The sequence below is a fragment of the Parapedobacter composti genome, from assembly GCF_900112315.1.
Lineage (GTDB): Bacteria > Bacteroidota > Bacteroidia > Sphingobacteriales > Sphingobacteriaceae > Parapedobacter > Parapedobacter composti.
In genome coordinates this window covers 82,319-102,445 of the sequence record NZ_FOLL01000013.1, presented here as the reverse complement: position 1 = coordinate 102,445, position 20,127 = coordinate 82,319, and the positions used below count along the sequence as shown (strand labels likewise).

14 protein-coding genes are annotated in these 20,127 nt (G+C 51.4%); 9 read left to right on the top strand and 5 right to left on the bottom strand.

Features of this window, described 5'->3' with window-relative positions; genetic code table 11:
• Position 1 precedes the first annotated feature (1 nt).
• The 4 genes from BM030_RS13710 to BM030_RS13695 form a co-directional block, all read right to left on the bottom strand.
• Positions 2-778, bottom strand: coding sequence for a TatD family hydrolase (locus tag BM030_RS13710; protein WP_090974171.1), 777 nt, complete (start codon positions 776-778; stop codon positions 2-4).
• Positions 779-843: 65 nt separating this feature from the next.
• Positions 844-1,818: an FKBP-type peptidyl-prolyl cis-trans isomerase gene (locus tag BM030_RS13705; protein ID WP_090974170.1), complete on the bottom strand. Its 975-nt coding sequence runs from the start codon at positions 1,816-1,818 to the stop codon at positions 844-846.
• A 16-nt stretch (positions 1,819-1,834) separates the two neighbouring features.
• Positions 1,835-2,845, bottom strand: a complete 1,011-nt coding sequence (locus tag BM030_RS13700) for a DHH family phosphoesterase (RefSeq protein ID WP_090974169.1) — start codon at positions 2,843-2,845, stop codon at positions 1,835-1,837.
• A gap of 105 nt (positions 2,846-2,950) precedes the next feature.
• A complete protein-coding gene (locus BM030_RS13695; protein WP_090974168.1) occupies positions 2,951-3,805 on the bottom strand; it encodes an SDR family oxidoreductase in 855 nt (284 codons plus the stop codon).
• Positions 3,806-3,990: 185 nt separating this feature from the next.
• Here BM030_RS13695 and BM030_RS13690 point away from each other — a divergent pair, with 185 nt between their 5' ends.
• The gene (locus BM030_RS13690; RefSeq protein WP_090974167.1) at positions 3,991-4,770 is read left to right on the top strand and encodes an SDR family NAD(P)-dependent oxidoreductase; all 780 of its coding nucleotides are present in this window, start codon (positions 3,991-3,993) and stop codon (positions 4,768-4,770) included.
• 29 nt (positions 4,771-4,799) lie between these two features.
• On the opposite strand, the gene BM030_RS13685 is transcribed toward BM030_RS13690, so the two are convergent.
• Entirely contained in the window at positions 4,800-6,008 is a 1,209-nt protein-coding gene (locus tag BM030_RS13685) for a DUF763 domain-containing protein (RefSeq protein ID WP_090974216.1), read from the bottom strand.
• Between the two features lie 138 nt (positions 6,009-6,146).
• Here BM030_RS13685 and BM030_RS13680 point away from each other — a divergent pair, with 138 nt between their 5' ends.
• The 8 genes from BM030_RS13680 to BM030_RS13645 all read left to right on the top strand — a co-directional run bounded on the left by BM030_RS13680 (position 6,147) and on the right by BM030_RS13645 (position 20,104).
• A complete protein-coding gene (locus tag BM030_RS13680; RefSeq protein ID WP_090974166.1) occupies positions 6,147-6,851 on the top strand; it encodes a FadR/GntR family transcriptional regulator in 705 nt (234 codons plus the stop codon).
• Between the two features lie 227 nt (positions 6,852-7,078).
• Positions 7,079-8,536: a sulfatase gene (locus BM030_RS13675; RefSeq protein WP_090974165.1), complete on the top strand. Its 1,458-nt coding sequence runs from the start codon at positions 7,079-7,081 to the stop codon at positions 8,534-8,536.
• A 181-nt stretch (positions 8,537-8,717) separates the two neighbouring features.
• A complete protein-coding gene (locus tag BM030_RS13670) occupies positions 8,718-10,181 on the top strand; it encodes a PKD domain-containing protein (protein ID WP_170845740.1) in 1,464 nt (487 codons plus the stop codon).
• Positions 10,182-10,220: 39 nt separating this feature from the next.
• On the top strand, positions 10,221-11,870 hold the full coding sequence (locus BM030_RS13665) for a sialidase family protein (RefSeq protein ID WP_211657608.1): 1,650 nt from the start codon (positions 10,221-10,223) through the stop codon (positions 11,868-11,870).
• 37 nt (positions 11,871-11,907) lie between these two features.
• Positions 11,908-13,854: a fasciclin domain-containing protein gene (locus tag BM030_RS13660; RefSeq protein ID WP_244518946.1), complete on the top strand. Its 1,947-nt coding sequence runs from the start codon at positions 11,908-11,910 to the stop codon at positions 13,852-13,854.
• Positions 13,855-13,870: 16 nt separating this feature from the next.
• On the top strand, positions 13,871-17,101 hold the full coding sequence (locus BM030_RS13655) for a SusC/RagA family TonB-linked outer membrane protein (protein WP_090974162.1): 3,231 nt from the start codon (positions 13,871-13,873) through the stop codon (positions 17,099-17,101).
• Positions 17,102-17,116: 15 nt separating this feature from the next.
• A complete protein-coding gene (locus BM030_RS13650; RefSeq protein WP_244518944.1) occupies positions 17,117-18,658 on the top strand; it encodes a RagB/SusD family nutrient uptake outer membrane protein in 1,542 nt (513 codons plus the stop codon).
• 12 nt (positions 18,659-18,670) lie between these two features.
• Positions 18,671-20,104, top strand: a complete 1,434-nt coding sequence (locus tag BM030_RS13645) for a fasciclin domain-containing protein (RefSeq protein WP_090974161.1) — start codon at positions 18,671-18,673, stop codon at positions 20,102-20,104.
• The last annotated feature ends 23 nt before the right edge of the window (positions 20,105-20,127 follow it).

Here is a 20,127-nt window from a genome sequence, read left to right as displayed (position 1 = left end):
ATCAAATGCCAAAAATTCGCTTGGCATTTTCGGTGGTGGCAGATGCCACGGTATCTAAATCAACCCCATGCAAATCTGCAATTTTTTGTGCAATATACCATAAGTAACTGCTTTCATTGCGTTTTCCGCGAAAAGGCACAGGCGCCAGGTACGGGGCATCAGTTTCCAGGACGAGGTGGCGAAGATCAAGATTAGCTACTACGGTGTCCAGTCCTGCATTTTTATAAGTCACCACACCCCCTATGCCGAGGTGGAGGCCAAAATCGATAGCCTGCTGCGCTTGTTCACGGTTTCCGGTAAAGCAGTGAAGCACGCCGTGCAGGCGGCCATCCTGCACCTCCTTCAGCAGTGCAAACAGTTCGTCAAAGGCATTCCGGCAATGGATGGAGACCGGCAGGCCGCTGCTTTTAGCCCATCCAGCCTGGATGCGGAAAGCTTCTTGTTGCAAGGGCAGGGTGGTTTTATCCCAATAGAGGTCTATGCCGATTTCGCCGATGCCATATACGTTGTTGTTTTGAATGGCAAGTTCAATTGCGGCCAGTGCATCGAGGTAGTCCTCCTTCACTTCACAAGGGTGGAGCCCCATCATGGCGAAGCAACGCTCAGGATAAGCCGCTACGGTGCCCAACACACTGGAAATGGATTCATTGTCTACGTTTGGCAATAACAGGTATTCAATACCGTTATCGGTACACCGTTGCATTTGCGTTTCGAGTTCGGGTGTACCGTAGAGGTAATAGATGTGTGTGTGGGTATCGGTGAGCGGGACATTTGCCATGATGCAAATATAGCATATAAAACAAAAACGCCTTCCGCGAAAGGGAAGGCGTTTTTGTTTGCATGTTACTGCGCTGTGGTGCCTTGGGCGGTGCTATCAGCCGCTGCTGTTGGCTTCAGGATATCGATAAGCTCAATATCGAAGACCAGGGGTGCAAACGGCGGGATGGTGCCGCGCATATCCCCGCGTTCGCCATAACCCAATTGGGAAGGAATGATGAGTTTAGCCTTGCTTCCTTTAGGGAGCAGTAGCAAGCCTTCGTCCCACCCCGGAATAACCTGGCGTACGCCAATGGCAAATTTGGCGGGCTCATATGGACGCATGGCATTGTAGATTTTGTTTTTTTCAGCTACTTCCTTGATGGAGGTGTCAAATACGTCGCCTGAGCCAATCAGCGTGCCGGTATAGTTTACTTCGACGGTATCGCCTGCTACAGGCTTTTCACCCGTTCCCTCTTCGGTAATCACATATTGCAGTCCGGATGCCGTTTTCATTGGCTGCAGGTTGTTCTTTTTGATGTAATTGTCGATTTTGCTTTCTTCCGAAGCCTTCAACTTTTCGATTTCACCATCAAAGTAAGTGTTTACCTCCGCGTAAAGGGCGCTGTCTGTAAGATCGCCTTTCTTGAAGTGTTTGTTTACCTTGACAGTGAAGGTTACGTACTTATCGGCAAACTCGGGCTTCGGCTGCATGGTTTTTGCAGCCATCGTGTCTAAATTGAGCTTGAATATCGCGCTGTCACCTTCGCCCAGCATGCGGAACATTGAACTGTAATCACCGGAATATGCTCCAGGCAATGTGTCGGGCGTAATGTTGACGATTTGGGGAAGACCTATCTTATAGGTGCTGGTGAGCAGTGAATCATTCCTATCGGTCGTTACGGTCATGTTCACGGAAAGCAGGTCGCCCGTTTGCGCTTTCGGCTGTCCGTTGTCTTTCACGATTTTGTATTGTAAGCCTCCATCGCCTGTTTTGAACTGCTGGCAGGCTCCGGCCAATACTGCCGCTGCAAGACCTAAACTGAAAATTGATTTCTTCATTTTTGAGTGTAGTTAATTATTGTGTTAAAAGTACTTTATATGCTGGTAATATGGATTTAAACGCCGCAACCACCTTGGGCAGTGGCTCGTTTGAATTGCCTCCGGCTGCATTGCGGTGACCTCCTCCATTGAAGTGTTTTTTGCAGACTTCGTTGCAGGGAAAATTCCCGACAGAACGCAGCGACAGTTTCACCTGTTCGGTACGGTCTACGATTAACGCGGCAAGCCTCATGCCACTGATAGATAATGCATAGTTGACCAGTCCTTCGGTATCTCCGGTAGTGATTTGAAACCGGCTGAGATCGTGTCGTGAAATACTGAACAACGCGGTGCGGTATTCATGGAGTACCTCCAGTCTGTTTAACAGGCAGAAGCCAAGAAACTTCAGCCGGTTTTCTGAAAAACTGTTGTAAACCTGTTCGTGTATTTCCCAATTTTTTGCACCTAAGGTAATCAGGTCGGCTGCGATCCGGTGCACCAGCGGTGTGGTGGTCTGGAACCTGAAGGAACCGGTATCGGTCATGATGCCGGTATAGAGGCACGTGGCGATTTCAGGGGTAATGGCCTGATGATCATCCATTATGTTGGCAATGAAATCGTAAACCAACTGAGCGGTAGCTGCTGCTTCGCTATCCCAGTGCCGGTAGCTGTCAAACCCCTCCGGATCCAGGTGATGGTCTATCATCACCTTGGTCCCTTCAGCATTCCTGAGTGCTTCTTCCATGGCGTGGATGCGTCCCAAGCCGTTGAAATCCAAACAGAAAATAAACTGTGCTTTTGCAATCAGTGCGTCGTTGGCCGCTTTATCCTCGGTGTATATCCGGATATCCGATCGTCCGGGCAACCAGTTAAGGAATGCCGGGAAGTCCGATGGCACGATAACATGTACAGTATGCCCTTTGGCTTTCAGCCAGTGGTACACCGCCAATGAGGATCCCAAGGCGTCCCCATCAGGTTTATGGTGCGTGGTGACTACAATCTGCTTCGGTTCGGTCAGTTCCCCCTTAAGCGCTTCCGGTGTAAACATTCAACTGTTAAAAGTCTGCAAACCTACTATAAAAAATCCGATTAAGGAATTTTTGAACAATTAAATCGAAAATTTTACGAGACTTCTGAAGCGCAGCCCGCCTGCTTACGATGTTTCGTTTAATGCAGCGGTAACGGTATCGCGCCATGACGTTGTGGGGCGGCCAATCAAGCTGGAAAGCTGGCCGCTGTCGTCAAAGAGATCTCCTTTTGCCGCGGCGGCATCCCAACCGGCAATTGCCCGTGCAAGACCTGAATGAAGGCCGAAGCGTTGGAGCGTGGCGGCGTATTCCGCCTCCGGTAGGTTTTTATAGGGGATGTTGCCACCTGTTTGGTGGGAAATTTCTGCAGCCAGCTCGCTGAGCGTGAAGGCTTCGTCACCGGCCAGTTCATAGGTTTTCCCAATATGGCCGTCGCCAGTAAGCACCGCCGCAGCCGCCTCGGCGAAGTCTGCCCTTGTTGCAGCGGCAATTTTTCCGTCACCCGCGCTGCCTAACAGGACACCGCTTTTTAACGCGCCGGGGATAGAACCGGTATAATTTTCCGTATACCAGCCATTGCGCAGCAAGGTGAACGGAAGGCCCGACTGCTTTAGCAGGGTTTCTGTGGCAAGGTGTTCGGGCGCGAGGCTCAGCGAAGAAGTGTCGGCATGAAGAAGGCTGGTATACACTATCCACTCAATTCCGGCTTTTTGGGCCGACTCGATGACCCGGCGGTGCTGCTCGGCCCGTTTACCCACCTCGTTCCCGGAAATCAGCAGCAGCCTGTTTACGCCTTGCAACGCACCGGCCAGCGTTTCCGGTTTATCGTAGTCTGCATGGCGAACCTCAACCTCCAGGTTGGCCGCCTTCTGCGGTGATCGGGCCAGCGCGATGATGCGGTACGGCGTTGATTGCTGGATTAGCATGTTTAGTACAAGGCGGCCGAGCTGCCCGGTAGCGCCGGTTATTGCGATATTCATGTCCGTTGCTCCTTATTATAAGTTATTACGCAAAGTTACCGGATTTGATGAAGATAGGAATATCCCAATGCCATGGAAATGTTAAAAAGACCCGGGGGCTGAGAACCGTTTAAGTAGTCGGGAAAGCACAGATACATCAGGACGGGCAATTACCGATTAAATGTTATTTTTGAAGCGCCTGAGTTATGGAATATAATAATCACTTACTATCGAACGCATTCAACGGAAAAACAGCTGTCGTAACCGGGGCTGGACAAGGAATAGGATTCGAAATATGCCGACGATTAGCCCGTGAGGGAGCGACCGTGCTACTTAATGATATCGATGCCGACTTGGCAGAACACGCGGCCGGAAAGATAAGCCGGTTGGGCCGCTGTGTGGCTTGTCCGGGAGATTCCAGTGATTTAGGGTTTATTAAACGGTTGGTTGAAAGGGCCGTTGTTGAAACAGGCTCACTGGACATTGCTATTGCCAATGCTGGCATCACACTGTTCGGTAATTTTCTGGATTATAAGCCCGAGTCATTTTTTAAAGTGATGGAAGTAAACCTTGGAGGGACGTTTTTTCTGGCTCAGGAGGCTGCGAAGCAATTTATTAAACAGCGTACAGGTGGTTCATTATTGTTCATGTCGTCGGCGACCGGACATCAAGCGCATAAGCAACTGGCGGCTTACGGCATGTCAAAGGCGGCACTGGAAATGTTGGCTAAGCACTTGGTCGTAGAACTGTCGCCCTTCGGTATCAATGTAAATACCGTGGCTCCGGGCGCCACATTGACGGAACGGACGGCTGCCGATAATGAATATGAAGCTACTTGGGCGCGGCTTACGCCCTTGGGGCGGCCGGGTACGCCGGAAGACGTCGCTGCAGCGGCATGCTTCTTGGTAAGCGACGGTGCTAAGCATATCACCGGCCAGACACTGATAGTTGACGGCGGCTGGACGGTGGTTAGTCCATCGCCATAGGAAATGCCGGACGGGCGGTAAGCAGGTGGCTACTGCCAATCGAACAGCTTCAGTTGGTTTGAGGGTGGGGGAGCGTCGCCGAAGACCGTTTTTCCTCCGTGCTTCCAGGCATTGTCACGTTCTCTTTTTAGGAGGATATCAATATCGTTATGGGGCGTAAAATGCCGTTCTGCCCGGTATGCCAGGTCGCTCAGTGCTTTAATCGCCTGCTTTTTGTCGCTGTCTCCGAGTTTTGCCTGCCCGACAGCGCGGTTGAGCACGTCGATGGTCTCGTCATACACTTTCGTGAGCACTGGGAACGGGTGTCCGTCTTTTCCCCCATGCGCAAAGGAAAACCGTGCGGGGTCTTCGAACCGGGCAGGTGTGCCGTAAATAATCTCACTAACCAGTGCTAAAGACTGCAAGGTGCGTGGCCCCATGCCTTTCAGGAGCAAAAGTTCTTCGAAATCGGCCGGGCATTTTTCATGGGTAAGCCAAAGCATGGCGCCCAGCCGTTTAAGGTCGATATCACTGGCGGTTATCTCGTGACGGTTGGGCATGACTAATTTGGAGGCTTCCGTGAGAACTGCGGACGGCCGTTCGGCGCATAGATTTAGGATCGTTGCTTTTGCCGCTGCTGCCCCGTCAGCTGTCATATTAATGATTTTTCCCTGGTTTTTGCCGCAGATAGCGCTATGCGGCTGTTCGGTAAACGAGGTTAGCCCGTTGGAATGCCAGTGGTATCTGCGAGCAGTCGCATCGGTTTCGTTCATTCCCTGTTGCACAACTGTCCAATCGCCTTCATCACTCACGATGAAAGTATGCAGGTAAAGCTGATACCCATCCTGAACAGCGGTATTATCCACTTTGGCTACCAGCTTTGAAGCCCGTGCGAACTGGTTACCATTCAATCCAACACGCATACAATACTGTTCCAATTCCTGTGGGGTATTTCTGGAGTGCTTGCCTTTTCCTCCACAGATTTGAATACCCAATTCCTTGGCAAGCGGAGAAACGGAGCGTTTTAAAGCACCGAGCACGGATGTTGTGATGCCTGAAGAATGCCAATCCATGCCCATGACACAACCCAGACTCTGGAACCAGAAAGGGTCAGCCATCCTTCTCAGATAATCCCGCTTTCCGAAATCCTGCAGAATACATTCCGTAATGGCCAATCCAAGCCGGGCCATCCTCTCGGATAGCCAGCGGGGCACATGTCCGTGATGCAGCGGAAGGTTGGCAGTACCTGATTTTTTCATATAACTTCTTGAAAAACGGAGCACACGGACTGCGCCGGGACCGGCAACAAATATACTAAAAATAATAGTATTTTTATTTTGTCCTACATAATGATGAAAAAATAACGCACTTTTGTCTTTTCGCACGTTTATCTTGAAATGGCAAGTAAAAATTTAAGTAAGGATATAGAAAAGATAGCACCCTCCACCATGGCGGATGTAGTGGAAACACGACTCCGTGAATACCTAAAGAGAAAAGCCTTTAAACCTGGCGATGCCCTGCCTAAGGAATTGGAATTGGCCGAAGCATTAGACGTAAGCCGGAACGTAGTTCGTGAGGCATTAAGTAGGCTGCGCATGCTGGGGATGATTGAATCTCGGAAAAAACGGGGTATGGTATTGGCGGAGCCGGATATCCTGGGCGGTTTTGAACGCGTAATGGATCCATTGATACTTGATCAAAACACATTGCAAGACCTGTTTGAACTGCGATTGGTACTGGAAATGGGGTTGGCCGATGTGTTGTATACACGGATGACCGATAAAGATTTGAAAGAACTGGAACAGATAGTCGGTAAGGAAATCAATAAAGTACAGAAGCCCTTCAAGGTAAAATATGAGATTGCGTTTCATGGCAAACTCTACCAGATGACCGGCAATGAAACGTTTATGCGATTCCAGAATATGCTGCTACCCGTATTTGAATATGTAGTGAGCGAAGAAGCCAAAATCAACGGGGAAGCCAAGGTCGGGAAAGTAACCCATCGCGATTTGCTGGAGTTGCTTAAAACCGGTGGCCCGGAAGACTTCCGGCAAGGAATGAAAGAACACCTGAGTCCGCATTTCGAACGGATGAAGCGGTAATATTGTTACACCGCGAGCCCCTGTGTCATATACAGCAACATTTTTATTTGCATATCTATGAGAAAACTCTCATATTTGTCGATATGTTCTACATAATAAAGAATATATCGGACCGATTGTAACCGAATTACTGTGGTTAACCGTTCAGTATTACGAGGGTAAGGGGGCATACCACGTACTATGGCGGGTCGCTCATAGCCTATCGGACCAATAATTAATATAAACGTATGATGAAACTCCGAGGGAAACTGTGCCTGTTGCTGGGCATTATGCTGGTGAATGCTGTTCAGATGTCTACTAAAGGGCAGCAACGTAAAAATATCCTTTTTCTGGTCGTCGATGATTTGCGTCCGGATATCGGCTGTTATGGCGATCAGCGAGCTTATACCCCTAATATAGATAAGCTTGCAGAACGGGGTGTGGTATTTCGTAACGCCTATTGCCAGCAGGCGGTATGCAGCCCATCGAGGACGTCCATGTTGACAGGGCTGCGGCCGGATGAGACCGGTGTGCATGACCTGCAGGTTCATTTCAGGGAAAACTTGCCCGGGGCGGTGACACTTCCGCAGCATTTTAAAGGCAACGGCTATTTCACGGCCAGCGTTGGGAAAATATTTCATAACTCGAAGCGGACGCTGGATTCAGTGTCGTGGACGGAGGAAATATCTCCGTTTGACGGAAACACCTATGTGCTTCCGGAGAACCGGAGCGGCAAAGGTAAACAGCGGGCCACGGAAATGGCCGATGTGCCGGATACGGCGTATAGCGATGGGAAGATCGCGGAAGATGCCATCCGCCTACTGGCAGAGGCTGGCCGGACGGATAATCCTTTTTTCATAGCAGTAGGCTTCAAAAAACCGCATGCGCCGTTCTGTGCGCCGAAGAGATACTGGGATTTATATGAACGGTCGGCATTCGGCGTAGTCCACCGGGAGCGGCCCGTCGGCAGTCCGGAGCTTTCGTTTCATCAATGGCAGGAGCTTAGGGGGTACAGTGATGTGCCCGACGCAGGGCCGATACCGCCCGAACAGGAGCAGGAATTGATACATGGATACTATGCCTGCATCAGCTATGTAGATGCGCAGATTGGGCGGTTGATGGATGAGCTGGAGACCCTCGGACTGAGCGACAGTACCATCATCGTGCTATGGGGCGATCACGGATACCACTTGGGTGAGCAGGATCTGTGGTGCAAATCGACCAACTTCGAGCTGGACGTAAGGGTGCCACTGATCATCGCAGCGCCCGGAATGGCGGGGAACGGTAGCGCGACCGATGCGATGGTGGAGTCCGTGGATATCTATCCCACGTTGAATGAGTTGTGCGGCATCCCGATGGCCGGCTTGTCGGGCATCAGCCTGCGGCCCCTGCTGGCTCAACCATCGATGTCCTGGGATTACCCAGCGTTTAGCCAATTTGTGCGGCCTTACCCAGCAATCCATAACAGTAAGCGCGCCTCACATATGGGATATTCGGTACGCATACCAGGCTGGCGCTGTACATATTGGTATGATTTGGAAAAAAACACCGTGGCTGCAAAGGAATTGTACCGTTTGGATAACGGTGGCGACATGGAAACGGAAAATATAGTGGGGAAATCGGCCCGTTCCAGAAAAGCTGAAAAACGGCTATCTTATCTCCTTAACCAATATCGTAACGGGCAATACCGCAAAGTGCAAAATTAATTTGTATCGTATGTAATAAGTATATATATTTGTAAATATGTTCTACATAAGAACTAAAACCAATTATAATGAAACAATCAATACGGTTATAGCGATGGTATAAACGTTTGTTGGAGCGAACCGACTGAATTTCCTGAATATGATAAACAAATACACAATTATTACCTGTTGTTGCTTCTTGGTGGCTGTTTCATGTTCCATAGAGGATGAACTCCGTTTCGATCCGCCTTTGGAGGCGGCATTCGAGGCGGATCGCCGCCAAATCAAAGTGGGCGATACCGTAACTTTCCGCGACGTTTCTGAAGGTCTTCCTTCGCAGTGGAGTTGGATTTTCGAGGGTGGCAGTCCGGAAACCTCCTTTGCGCACAGTCCGATAGCTATTTATGAGACGGTGGGCAGCTATGCGGTTACGTTAGAGGTGCGCAGGGAGAACAAGGTGGCTACCGTTACTATCCCTGATTTCATAACGGTTGGATATCAGGACCTGGTTGCGGATTTCACCACGGAATCGGTCACCGTGCCGGCTGGCGATCCCGTGCGGTTTACCGATGCCTCTGCCGGGATGCCGGAATTCTGGCAATGGGAGTTTTATAATGCAGCAGGGACGGTGGCTACCTCTGACGAACAGCATCCTGAAGTTGTGTTTGCGCGGCCTGGAATCTACGGGGTGAGGTTGACGGTATCCCATCCGGGGGGGAGCCACACCGTTGTGCGGGAAGAATACCTGACTGTGATAAGTGCCAACCCGCCGCAGGCTGATTTTACCGTTGGCATAGCAGGAATAGTGGCGGGCGGGACCGTGACTTTTCAAAATAGGAGCCAGGGAGATGTCAGTGGGTGGCGATGGACTTTCGAGGGGGGCAGCCCGGCCACATCAACCGAGGAGAATCCCACTGTGGTATACCCCGCACCGGGACGGTATGCCGTCACGCTGGAAGCTTACGATGAAATCACCACAGACACAAAAACCAAGGAAGGTTATATACTGGTTGTGCCTTCTGATGGCTTGGTGGCCTATTACCCATTGGATGGCGGGGGCACCGACCTTGGGCCTTCGGCACTGCATCCATCTATAATCGGCAACGTGGCCTTTAACGGCCAAGGCCGGGTTGGCGGCGGAACCGCGGCACAGTTTAACGGTTCGGGCCTGTTGCTGGTAGCGGACCATCCGGCGTTCAATTTCGGCACTGGCGATTTTACGATTTCGTGTTGGTTGAATACCTCCAATACAGGCCGAATGACCATTTGGAACGAAAGCGGAGCGAACGCTGGCGGGGATAATCAGGCATGGCTCCGGCTTGGGGACAATGTGACGGACCGGAAAATCAGATTCTGTGTGGAAGATGGGAGTGGCAGTACCATCCTGAATATCGCAGACGGCGTGGCTGATGGCCAGTGGCACCAGGTGGTGTGTGTGCGAGAGGGACGGGTGTCACGGGTATATGTTGATGGAGTGTTGGTGCGTGAGGGTACCGCGCCTGCATCAAGAAATGTATCGAGTGAACAGCCCTTCAAGATTGGCGCGCAAGAAACGGGAGGCGGAGGGTCGTATACGAACCATTACAACGGTTTGCTCGATGATTTCCTGGTATATGGTCGCGCGTTGAGCGGGCAAGAAGTTAAGGCGTTGTTTGATTTACGGTAGTGCCGCTCTTAATGCATAGATATTTAACGAAAAAGTGATATGAATCGAATCTGCAGTTTTTTTGTTTTGCTTTCATTGACAATCGGCCAGGTTATGGCCGGTACGGGTGATCCGCTATCGGCGTTTCAGCGCCGGTATCAGTTGCCGGTGTTAATCAACAAACCGGATAATCCCGTATTGCAAATCAAGGTGACGGTTGCCGACCGTACGCACCTCAATGCTTTTGCGTTATCTACGAGGGGAACCACGGCCACGGGTGATATCAAAGCGGTACGGATTTATTATACCGGAAAGGACTCATCGATAACAGCGATGAAGAAGGCTGATAAACAGCTTTTCGGGCAGTCGGCTGGTGGGCAAGAGGAAGTCCGTATCACCGGAGCACAGCCATTGGAGGGGGGCGAACATTATTTCTGGGTAGCTTATGGATTGAACGGAGATACGAATCTGGACCATGTCGTTTCGGCGACCTGCGTATCGATAACCGCCGATGGGCGTACGATAACGGCTAATGCAGCGGAAGGTGTTGAAACACAGCGTGTTGGTGTGGCGGTGCGGCAGCACCGACAGGACGGCGTGCATACATCGCGCATTCCTGGTCTGGCACGGACCAATAAGGGCACCTTACTGGCCATATTTGATGCCCGTTACGATAGTGGGCGTGACCTGCAAGGACACATGGATATCGGGCTGCACCGGAGTACAGATAACGGACAGAGTTGGGAGCCTTTACAGATCACCATGGATATGGGTGAATGGGGCGGCTTGCCCCAGAAATTCAACGGGGTGTCTGATGCCTGTGTACTGGTAGACAAAAATTCGGACGCGATCTACATAGCCGGATTATGGATGCACGGTGTCATCAATGAACAGGGCCGGTGGCTGGAAGGGCTCAACGAGCAAAGCGATGACTGGAACCACCAATGGCGAAATAAAGGATCCCAGCCCGGATATGGAGTGCGTGAAACGTCGCAGTTTCTGATAGTGAAAAGCACCGATGACGGAAAAACATGGAGCGAACCGATAAACCTGACCCGGATGTGCAAAAAGGAAGACTGGTGGTTATGGGCACCTGCCCCGGGTAATGGTATCACACTGGCCGACGGTACGTTGGTATTGCCGACGCAGGGGAGGGATGCAAGGGGAAGGTCGTTTTCAAACATTACCTACAGCACCGATGGAGGCAATACATGGAAGACCAGCCAGGCCGCCTACCAAGGGGTGACGGAATGTGCTGTAGTACAACTCAGCGACGGACAGCTGATGCTCAATATGCGCTGCAGCGCAAATAAGGGTAAATTAGGCGATGACAACGGGCGCGCCGTTGCCGTAACACGTGATTTGGGCAAGTCGTGGAGCGAACATCCGTCATCTTTCAATGCACTCCCGGAACCGGTGTGCATGGCGAGTCTATTCAGGCATGATTATAAAAAAAGGAGTAAGCCTCGGTCCATGTTATTGTTTTCCAACCCCAATTCCAAAGAGTTCAGGGAGCACATAACCGTCAAAATCAGCCATGACGACGGCAATAGCTGGCCGCAGGCGGATTGGATATTGCTGGACGAAGGGCGAGGCCGGGGATATTCCTGTCTGACTACGGTGGATGAGCGGCATATCGGCATCTTATATGAGAGCAGCCAGGCAGACCTGGTTTTCCAACGGATAGACATCAGCGAATACCAGCGTTGAGCAACGGCCAAGTTATTATACCATAAGCATACGAATTATGATGACATATCAACGTTTGTTCGGTCTTCTGATTAGCGTGGCTATCTCCCTTTTTCTGGGAGGATGCGCTAAGAATATTACGGAGTATTATAATCCGAAGAGTACCTTGGACAAGAACATTATCCAGGTTCTTGAGGAAGACGGGCGGTTTACGGCCTTTGTGGATGCTATCGACCGGCTGAAGCTGAGGAGCACGCTGGGGGAGGCGGCTATATATACCTGTTTGGCACCGTTGGATGAACATGTGCAGGCCTATTTTTCGCAGCTGGGCTACTCTTCTTTGGATGCGGTGCCTGAAGAAGAGTTACGTAAATTCATCAACTACCACTTCATCAGCGGCATGTACTACCAGTATAATATTGAGCAGCGCTACCTTGCGGCCACAACCAATGTGGGCAGGAGCCGGGCTACCTGGTACCGGTCGAGGGCAGAAGGCAAGACACCCGGCAAACCGGTGCGGTTCTTTACGCCTTACTTCTTTCAAATGCAACCTCAAGACTACGCCGGCTTGTTCGGAGAAAGTGTTGAACCGGGAGGGTTCATGGTAGAAGGGGCCCGCATTTCGGATACCGATCGGGACATCGGGGCGAGCAACGGGGTTATCCACGTGCTGGAAACGCCGCTCATGGTATTGCCGCGAACCGACGAGGCGCTAGCACGTGACCCGGAAACTTCCCTGTTCAGTAGCTGGCAGGAGAAACATGCATCTTTTGTGCTCGGCGAAAAAGATGAGTTTGGCTGGGTGGATACCACGCTGTACAAAACCTATTCCGTGGGGCGCAACCTGGCGGATGAGCAAGTGCAAAGCACGCTGCTGGTGCCGACGGATGACGCCATTATGGCCTATTTCGAGCCCTATCTACCGGATCTGGACAATACCATTGATTCTGTGCCTCAACGGGTGATGGCATCTTTGATACGGGCATCGCAAATTCCAAACCTGTATTTTAAAAGCGATTTGGTGAGCAAGGAGGATGGCGGGCTTCGGGAGAGCAGGGCGTATGTATATTTAGTGGACGACATTTCCAGCGTTATCACCGGGTCGGTGCCCGCCAGCAACAGTGTCATCTTCAAGACCAACCGGCTCATCGAGTCGGCAGAGATGAACAGCCTGGAGGGGGGCATTTATATGAAGCATAAGGTGTATAGTCAGTGGTACTGGATGTTTGAACGGACGAACCTGAATACGGGTTTGACGGACGGGCTGTCTTTCCAGCATCCGAAGAAAACTCTACTTGTTCAGCCAGATGATGTATGGGGATTCCCCTTGGCCGCGGATATGCTACCTGAGGAACGAGAGTATCGGCTTCAGCAATGCCGGACAGGGGTACTGAACCTCGATATTCGGGAAGATGGCGGTTTCCGGAAGCGCTTTTATGCAACGGACTATGGCCATGTATTGTATGATGACGGTCACTTTTATGATTATACCGGCCATTCCGTGCAATTGCTCACCAGTACGCCTGTTTGGGAGCGTATCAACGGCGCGATTTTCGAGATCGATGGTTTCCTGACGCCAATCGATAAGCAGGATATGCAATGGAGTGTCTATTCCTTGATTAAGGCGGTTCCACAATTTTCACTTTTTGCCGATGCGTTGGATCGGACGGGGATGGCCGCCCAGTTGCAGCTGACCGGCTTTTTTACGTTTACCGTTTTCGCGCCCAGCAATGCAGCAATCCAACAGGCCGGGATTGACCTGAACGCTATGACGGAAAGTGAGCTGACGCGGTTTGTCAATAGGTATATCATCCAGAACCGTTACATATTTTCCGATGGGGTATTTAATGGTCGTATTGCCAACAAGAACGGTGAGTCCATGGGAATCAACGGGGCATGGGAAACGTTCCGCATCAGCGATGCCAGCGGTAAAGAGATTCCCGTGGTGCTCGCAAATGCGCAAGGGAACAACGGAGTGGTTCATCAGATTAACCAATTATTCTAAACCTTTCGATCACGATATGAAGCGTAAATGTATTAAACTGAATGTATCGGTCATGCTGCTTTTAGGCTTGCTCAACGGTGCCTTCGCGCAGGAGGTGCTCAGGGGCAGGGTTTATGGGGAAGCAGTGGGGGTGCCGCTTTCGGATGTGTCGGTGACGTTGGTGAATGCCAACAATCTGATATTAAGCGGGGGGCGGACGAATAAAGAAGGGATTTTCGAGCTTTCCCGGCATCCGGACGCCGTCAAAATCCGGTTTTCGAATGTAGGTTACCAAAGTCAGGAATTCCGGCTGCAATCCGGGCAGCACCCGGTTTTTGAAGTGGTTCTGGTATCGGATCAGCAGCAATTGGAGGTGGTGGAAATTACCGGACAGCGGCAGCAACAGAAGGCCGATTTGGGCTTTCTCACCATTGACAGGCGAGAGCTGTCGAGTTCCATCGCGTCGGTCGACCTCACGGGGGTGGAGAATATGCCGGTGGCATCGGTCGACCAGCTATTGCAGGGAATGGCGCCTGGACTGCAGGTGGTGGCTGCCAGCGGCGACCCGGGCGCTTCGGCATCCATCAGGATACGTGGTATTTCCAGCATCTCGGGCATCAACGATCCGTTGTGGATTGTAGACGGTTCGGAAGTCATTGGCAGCAATTACCAAGTGGAAAGTATTTCGGATTTCGGATTCAGCCCGATAGGTGATCTCGATCCGTCGGATATCGAATCTATTGACATCCTGAAGGATGCGTCCGCTACGGCGCTGTACGGCTCCCGTGGCGCTAATGGGGTTATTGTCATCAAGACAAAACGCGGTAAGCGGGGGAGGCCGCAACTGACGTTCAACTCCCGGTTTACGCTGACGGAAGTGCCCCGTACCATCCCCATGCTCTCGGGCGACGAGCAACGCATCTATTATATTGAGCGGTGGACCGGTGGGGCTGACGACGGGACCGCACACCCCCAGCTACGGGGCGATCTGACACGGGATGACGCGTGGATGTTCAATAACAATACGGACTGGGTGGATGCCATCACACGGACGGGTGTTTACCAGCAATACAATACGGCGTTGAGCGGTGGCGGCGAACGGATTAACTACTACTGGGGGCTGGGATATACCAATCAATACGGTACCACTAAGGGAACGGGGTATGACCGGTTCAATACCCGGTTTAATTTGAACTATACGGTTTCCGACAAGCTGAGGGTTTCGGCCGATCTGACGTATACGAACTCGCTGACGGATAAGCGGGGGCAGCGGCATCCGGTTACGAACGGCAACCAGGAAATCAATCCGGTATTGTTTTCGCGGGAAACGCCGGCCTATTTTCCGATTTATTCCAAAAACGGGTTGAATTATTTTGTGAATCGCAATGCCGGTGTGTCGAGCCATTCCCGCTATAATCCCTTGGCACTCATCGATTATTCTACTTACTTGAGTAGGGCCAACCGGTTTATGGCATCGACGTCGGTCGACTACACCATACTGGAGAACCTGGAGTTCCGTTCGCAGTTTTCGGCTGACTTCCGTGAATCGGCCGATGAGTATTTCCTTCCGGGGTATGCCACAGATGCCTTGCCGGGCGAAGATCTTTACAATGCGGGGCACCAAACCGAAGGATACCAACTGATGATTAACAACAACAACCGCCTGATATGGTCGGCTTTACGGCAGGATAATCACCGGCTTACCTTCACCGGCGTGTTCAACCTGAATATTGACCGGGACAATTCCATGGAGGTAACGTATTTCAATGGCAGTTCGCCGCAGCTGAGGGCAGCTGATGCTTCGGCGATTATAGCCGGTGCCAGAGGCAAGTTCGGTACACGGAAGTACCTGGGAATGTTTTTGCAGGGGCATTATGCCATGCACGATCGGTATTTCCTGACCGTAACCGGGAAAACCGAGGGCGACTCACGCTACGGCAGTGATAACCCCTATTCCATTTTTCCCGCCATCGGCGCTGCGTGGGACATGGCGAGGGAATCTTTCCTAACCGACGTGAAATGGGTCAACGCGATTAAGCCGCGTTTCGCATTCGGCATCACCGGCAATTTACCGAATGTGTTGAACCTTTATGATATTGCTTATAGCACCGGTATCGGTTACATGGGCGAAACGTACATCTATCCTTCAAAGTTTGCCAATGACAATATCCGGGAGGAGCGGACCACTGAGTATAACGTCGGTATAGACTGGAGTTTGTTTGACAACCGCCTGTCCGGCCAGTTCGATTACTATACCCGTACAACGAATGACCTGCTGTTGCAGGAACGTTTGTCTTCCACGTTGGGATACGAAAACCAATATACGAATTTTGGCCGGGTGCGCAATTCGGGACTGGAATTGGGGATAACCGCGGTCATTCTAAAAGGCAGCGAAACACGGGTTCGCTGGAAGTCATTTTTCAACATCGCGACCAACAAGAACCGGTTGCTGAGCTTGCCCGACCAGTTTAACGAAGATGCGTTTTCGGCCACCGTGGGCGGCTTTTCTTCGAGATTGTATCCAGGCGATGTCATCGGCGGTTTTTACGCTTACCGAGCGCTGGGGGTATACGCCACCGATGCCGATGCGATACTCCGTGCGCCGGACGGCAGCATTATTTACGAAGCCGATGGCGTGACGCCAAAGTATATGCGGTTTGGTTCCAATACGGGCCATCAGTTCAAAGGGGGGGATATGATTTATGCGGATATTAATGGCGACGGCATCATCAACGAGCTGGACCGTGTGCAGATTGGCGATGCCAACCCCTTATTTTTCGGCGGATGGAACAACACACTGAACTACCGGAACTGGGTGCTTACCGCTAATTTCCAATACCAATACGGGAATGATGTCATCAACGGTACCCGGATACAGATGGAACAAATGTCCTTTTCCCATAACCAGTCGCGGTCGATACTGGCCCGCTGGCGGCGGCAGGGCGACATCACCGATATTCCGAGGGCGCAGCCAGACAATGCCTGGAACCGTGCGGCTTCGTCGCGCTGGGTGGAAGACGCTTCGTACCTGCGGCTGAAGACGGTGTCGTTGACTTACAATGCCGACCGGACATTTACAGATCGCCTGGGGCTCGGAATACGTCAGCTGAGCGTGTTCGTGACGGGATATAACCTGTATACATGGACGAATTACCTCGGTGTGGATCCGGAGGTGCCGATTACTGGGAGCGTGCTGTTATTTGGTGTTGACCGGGCCACCACAGCGCCGGCGAGGCAGTATACATTGGGATTGAGGGCTACATTCTAACAAGACAATACGAAGATGATGACAGCGAAAATAAAATACGGTATCCTCGGGCTGTGCATGGTGCTAATCACCTCATGCGACAGTATCCTGGACGTTGATGTGCCTGACAACCTGGTGCACGATGAATTCTGGCAGAACCGGGATCAGGTGTATTCTTCCCTCATCGGATTATACACGTCCCTGCACAGTAACCTGAACAGCTATCATGTTTGGGGTGACGTCCGTTCGAGCGCGTATGCGCCGGGAACCGGCGACGCATTCAACAATTCATACGGACAGTTCATGTCGCATGATATCTATCCAACCAACGGATTGCTTTCCTGGGCTTCGGTATACCGCTCGATTACCTGGATCAATTCGTTCATCAAGAACGCGCCTTCGGCTTTGGATCGCGATAATACATTCAGCCCGGCCGAGCTCCGGTCGATGATGGGGGAGGCCCATGCATTGCGGGCGTTGAACTACTTTTACCTCGTGCGGGCATTCAAAGAGGTGCCTATCATTAATGAGCCTTATGAATCTGATAATCAGAAATTCGATACTTCGCCGTCTTCGGAAGAAGCTGTGCTCGATTTCATTGAAAGCGATCTTCAGCGGGCACTGGATGACGCTCCGGAGGGCTTTGATAATGTGAGTAACAGGTTTGGCCGGATAACCAAGAATGCGGTACGGGCATTATGGGCCGACGTGAAGCTCTGGCGTAATGATTATGCGGGCTGCATAACCCTGTGTGAGCAGTTGGAGGCGCAATATGCCGGTTCGCTGGTGGGGCCCCTGGCGTGGTATACGATCTTCAATCCGGGTAATTCCAACGAAAGTATTTTTGAATATCAGTATAGCCAGCTGGGGCCGGTATCGCCATTGTACAACTGGTTTGCATATGCTTCCAGGGGCGATACCAACGGGGAGCGTTACCTTGCCAATTCGGCCAATCTTTCTGTCAATGCCCAGGAGATATTGTACCCTCCGGTATTGCCGGGATATGTGACCTCCGATACCATCCGGCTTAGGTCGTTTGCCATGCTGGGTGCCAGCGGTATCAGCAACGGTTACGGAGCCGCAGCAGAAATTTATAAGTTTATCGGGACAGCTCCTTACCAGGTGTCCTACCGGCCGGGTAATGCCCGTACGGCGAATTACATCTTCTACCGGTATAGGGAAGTGCTATTTATGAAAGCTGAAGCCTATGCCATGCTTAACCGGTATCCCGAGGCCGAGCAACTCATTAACATCGTTCGCGAACGTTGCAACATTCCTCCGTTATTGCCGGGTGAGAGCGGCGAAGGAACCGAGTTTATGGCAAGGTTGCTGATGGAGCGGGAGTTTGAACTCGGTTTTGAGGGTAAAGAATGGTTCGCTGCGGTGCGCATCGGCCGCCGACCGGGGTACGAAGGGGTGCTGCTGGAAAAGTCAGCCACGAATAACTCGATGGGAAGGTCATACCAGGTTATTCGCGCCAGGCTGCTGGACAAGGAAAGCTGGTTCCTCCCGTATCACCTCACGGAGGTAGAGAACAATCCACAATTGGACCAGAAGCCGTTTTATAGAAACAAATAAAAGCATTTAACCATGATACGCTTATATATATTATCGGCATTATGCCTTTTGGTAGGCATGCAGGGTTGCGAAAAGGAACTGTCCGGCGCGCGATACGACAGCACGGATCAGTTGCAGATTATGGACTACATAGATAGTCGCGAAGACTTGAGTGTTTTCCGGCAACTGGTTGACGCCGTGGGGCAGCGTAATCTGTTGAAAACGGCGGGAGCTTACACGGTGTTCGTCCCCAGCAATGAGGCCTTCCAGCGGCTGTTTACGGAGTTGAGCGAAGAGGGGCAGGCTATTCGATCCATCGCTGATGCAACTCCTGAATTCTGGCTCGACTATTTCCGGTATCATCTATTGGACCGTAAGGTTAACACGAACGAGTTTGCCCATGGGCCGTTACCTTATCCCACGGTTTACCGTGAAAAGTATATCTTGGCTGATATCAGCGAATCTTACGCGGCTATCCGGCTGAACAACAGGGCAACGATCAAGGAGTATAACATCGAACTGACGAACGGCTATGTGAATATCGTGGACGATGTGCTGTTGCCGCCGACGAAGAGTATTTATGATGCCCTGAAAGCGTCGGGGAAATACAGCATCATGCTGGGGCTGATGGAGGCGCACGGATATGACGATTACCTCAAAGATAGTACGGTGACGTTATTGATTGAAAGTGACGATGCGTTGCAGCGCAGCGGTTTTTCGATAGACGCGATTGAAAACACTGAGGATTGGCTCAAGTATCACATCATTCCCGATTCGGGCTATTTTCTGAACCTGTTGACGGCGCAGCGGTTTTACTCGCTGTATCCGGACGAGGCGCTGAGTTTCCAGGTCGATGAGTTTGGACAATACTACGTGAATTTCGACTATCGCTTCAACCAGTCGCGGGATTTCGGTATTGATAAAGTTTGCAGCAACGGCATTTATCATACACTGGACACGCTGCTGGAAATCGTGGAGGCCCGGCCTACCACCATCCGCCTTAATCTGTATCCCCCGGGAAGTCCTTACGGTGCGCAGAATGTATTTACCCAGCCTCCTGCACGTATCCTCCTCAATACCGGCACCCGCAGTTATCACCAGAACCAGGAATTCCGGATCACCCAGTTCGACGCCACCCAGGTGGGCGACTACTTCTGGATGACGGTGCCCGATGTACCTACAGGGAACTACCGGATTCGCATCATGCACCGCGCCGGTGCAGCGCGGGGAAGGTATCTCACTATCTACAACGACGAGATTGTGAAGGAAGATATTGTCATGAGCAGGCAGGATGGGACTTTTGAGGAGTGGGATTACCTCGTGTATAATTACTGCGGCGATATTAACGTAGAGGAGCGGGGTGATGTGACCTTGTATTTTGCCTTTACCGGGTTTGGCTCCAATCCGAACCCCAGCTACTGCTGTGATTTACTGATGGACATCTTGGAGCTGATTCCGATAAACTAAAATGAATGCATGAAATGGATATC

Bases quoted from the DNA above. Each gene is read 5' to 3' on its own strand.
- BM030_RS13660 (WP_244518946.1), top strand. From the start codon at position 11,908: ATGATGACATATCAACGTTTGTTCGGTCTTCTGATTAGCGTGGCTATC.
- BM030_RS13645 (WP_090974161.1), top strand. From the start codon at position 18,671: ATGATACGCTTATATATATTATCGGCATTATGCCTTTTGGTAGGCATG.
- BM030_RS13705 (WP_090974170.1), bottom strand. From the start codon at position 1,818: ATGAAGAAATCAATTTTCAGTTTAGGTCTTGCAGCGGCAGTATTGGCC.
- BM030_RS13680 (WP_090974166.1), top strand. From the start codon at position 6,147: ATGGCAAGTAAAAATTTAAGTAAGGATATAGAAAAGATAGCACCCTCC.
- BM030_RS13655 (WP_090974162.1), top strand. From the start codon at position 13,871: ATGAAGCGTAAATGTATTAAACTGAATGTATCGGTCATGCTGCTTTTA.
- BM030_RS13685 (WP_090974216.1), bottom strand. From the start codon at position 6,008: ATGAAAAAATCAGGTACTGCCAACCTTCCGCTGCATCACGGACATGTG.
- BM030_RS13675 (WP_090974165.1), top strand. From the start codon at position 7,079: ATGATGAAACTCCGAGGGAAACTGTGCCTGTTGCTGGGCATTATGCTG.
- BM030_RS13710 (WP_090974171.1), bottom strand. From the start codon at position 778: ATGGCAAATGTCCCGCTCACCGATACCCACACACACATCTATTACCTC.
- BM030_RS13650 (WP_244518944.1), top strand. From the start codon at position 17,117: ATGATGACAGCGAAAATAAAATACGGTATCCTCGGGCTGTGCATGGTG.
- BM030_RS13700 (WP_090974169.1), bottom strand. From the start codon at position 2,845: ATGTTTACACCGGAAGCGCTTAAGGGGGAACTGACCGAACCGAAGCAG.
- BM030_RS13695 (WP_090974168.1), bottom strand. From the start codon at position 3,805: ATGAATATCGCAATAACCGGCGCTACCGGGCAGCTCGGCCGCCTTGTA.
- BM030_RS13690 (WP_090974167.1), top strand. From the start codon at position 3,991: ATGGAATATAATAATCACTTACTATCGAACGCATTCAACGGAAAAACA.
- BM030_RS13665 (WP_211657608.1), top strand. From the start codon at position 10,221: ATGAATCGAATCTGCAGTTTTTTTGTTTTGCTTTCATTGACAATCGGC.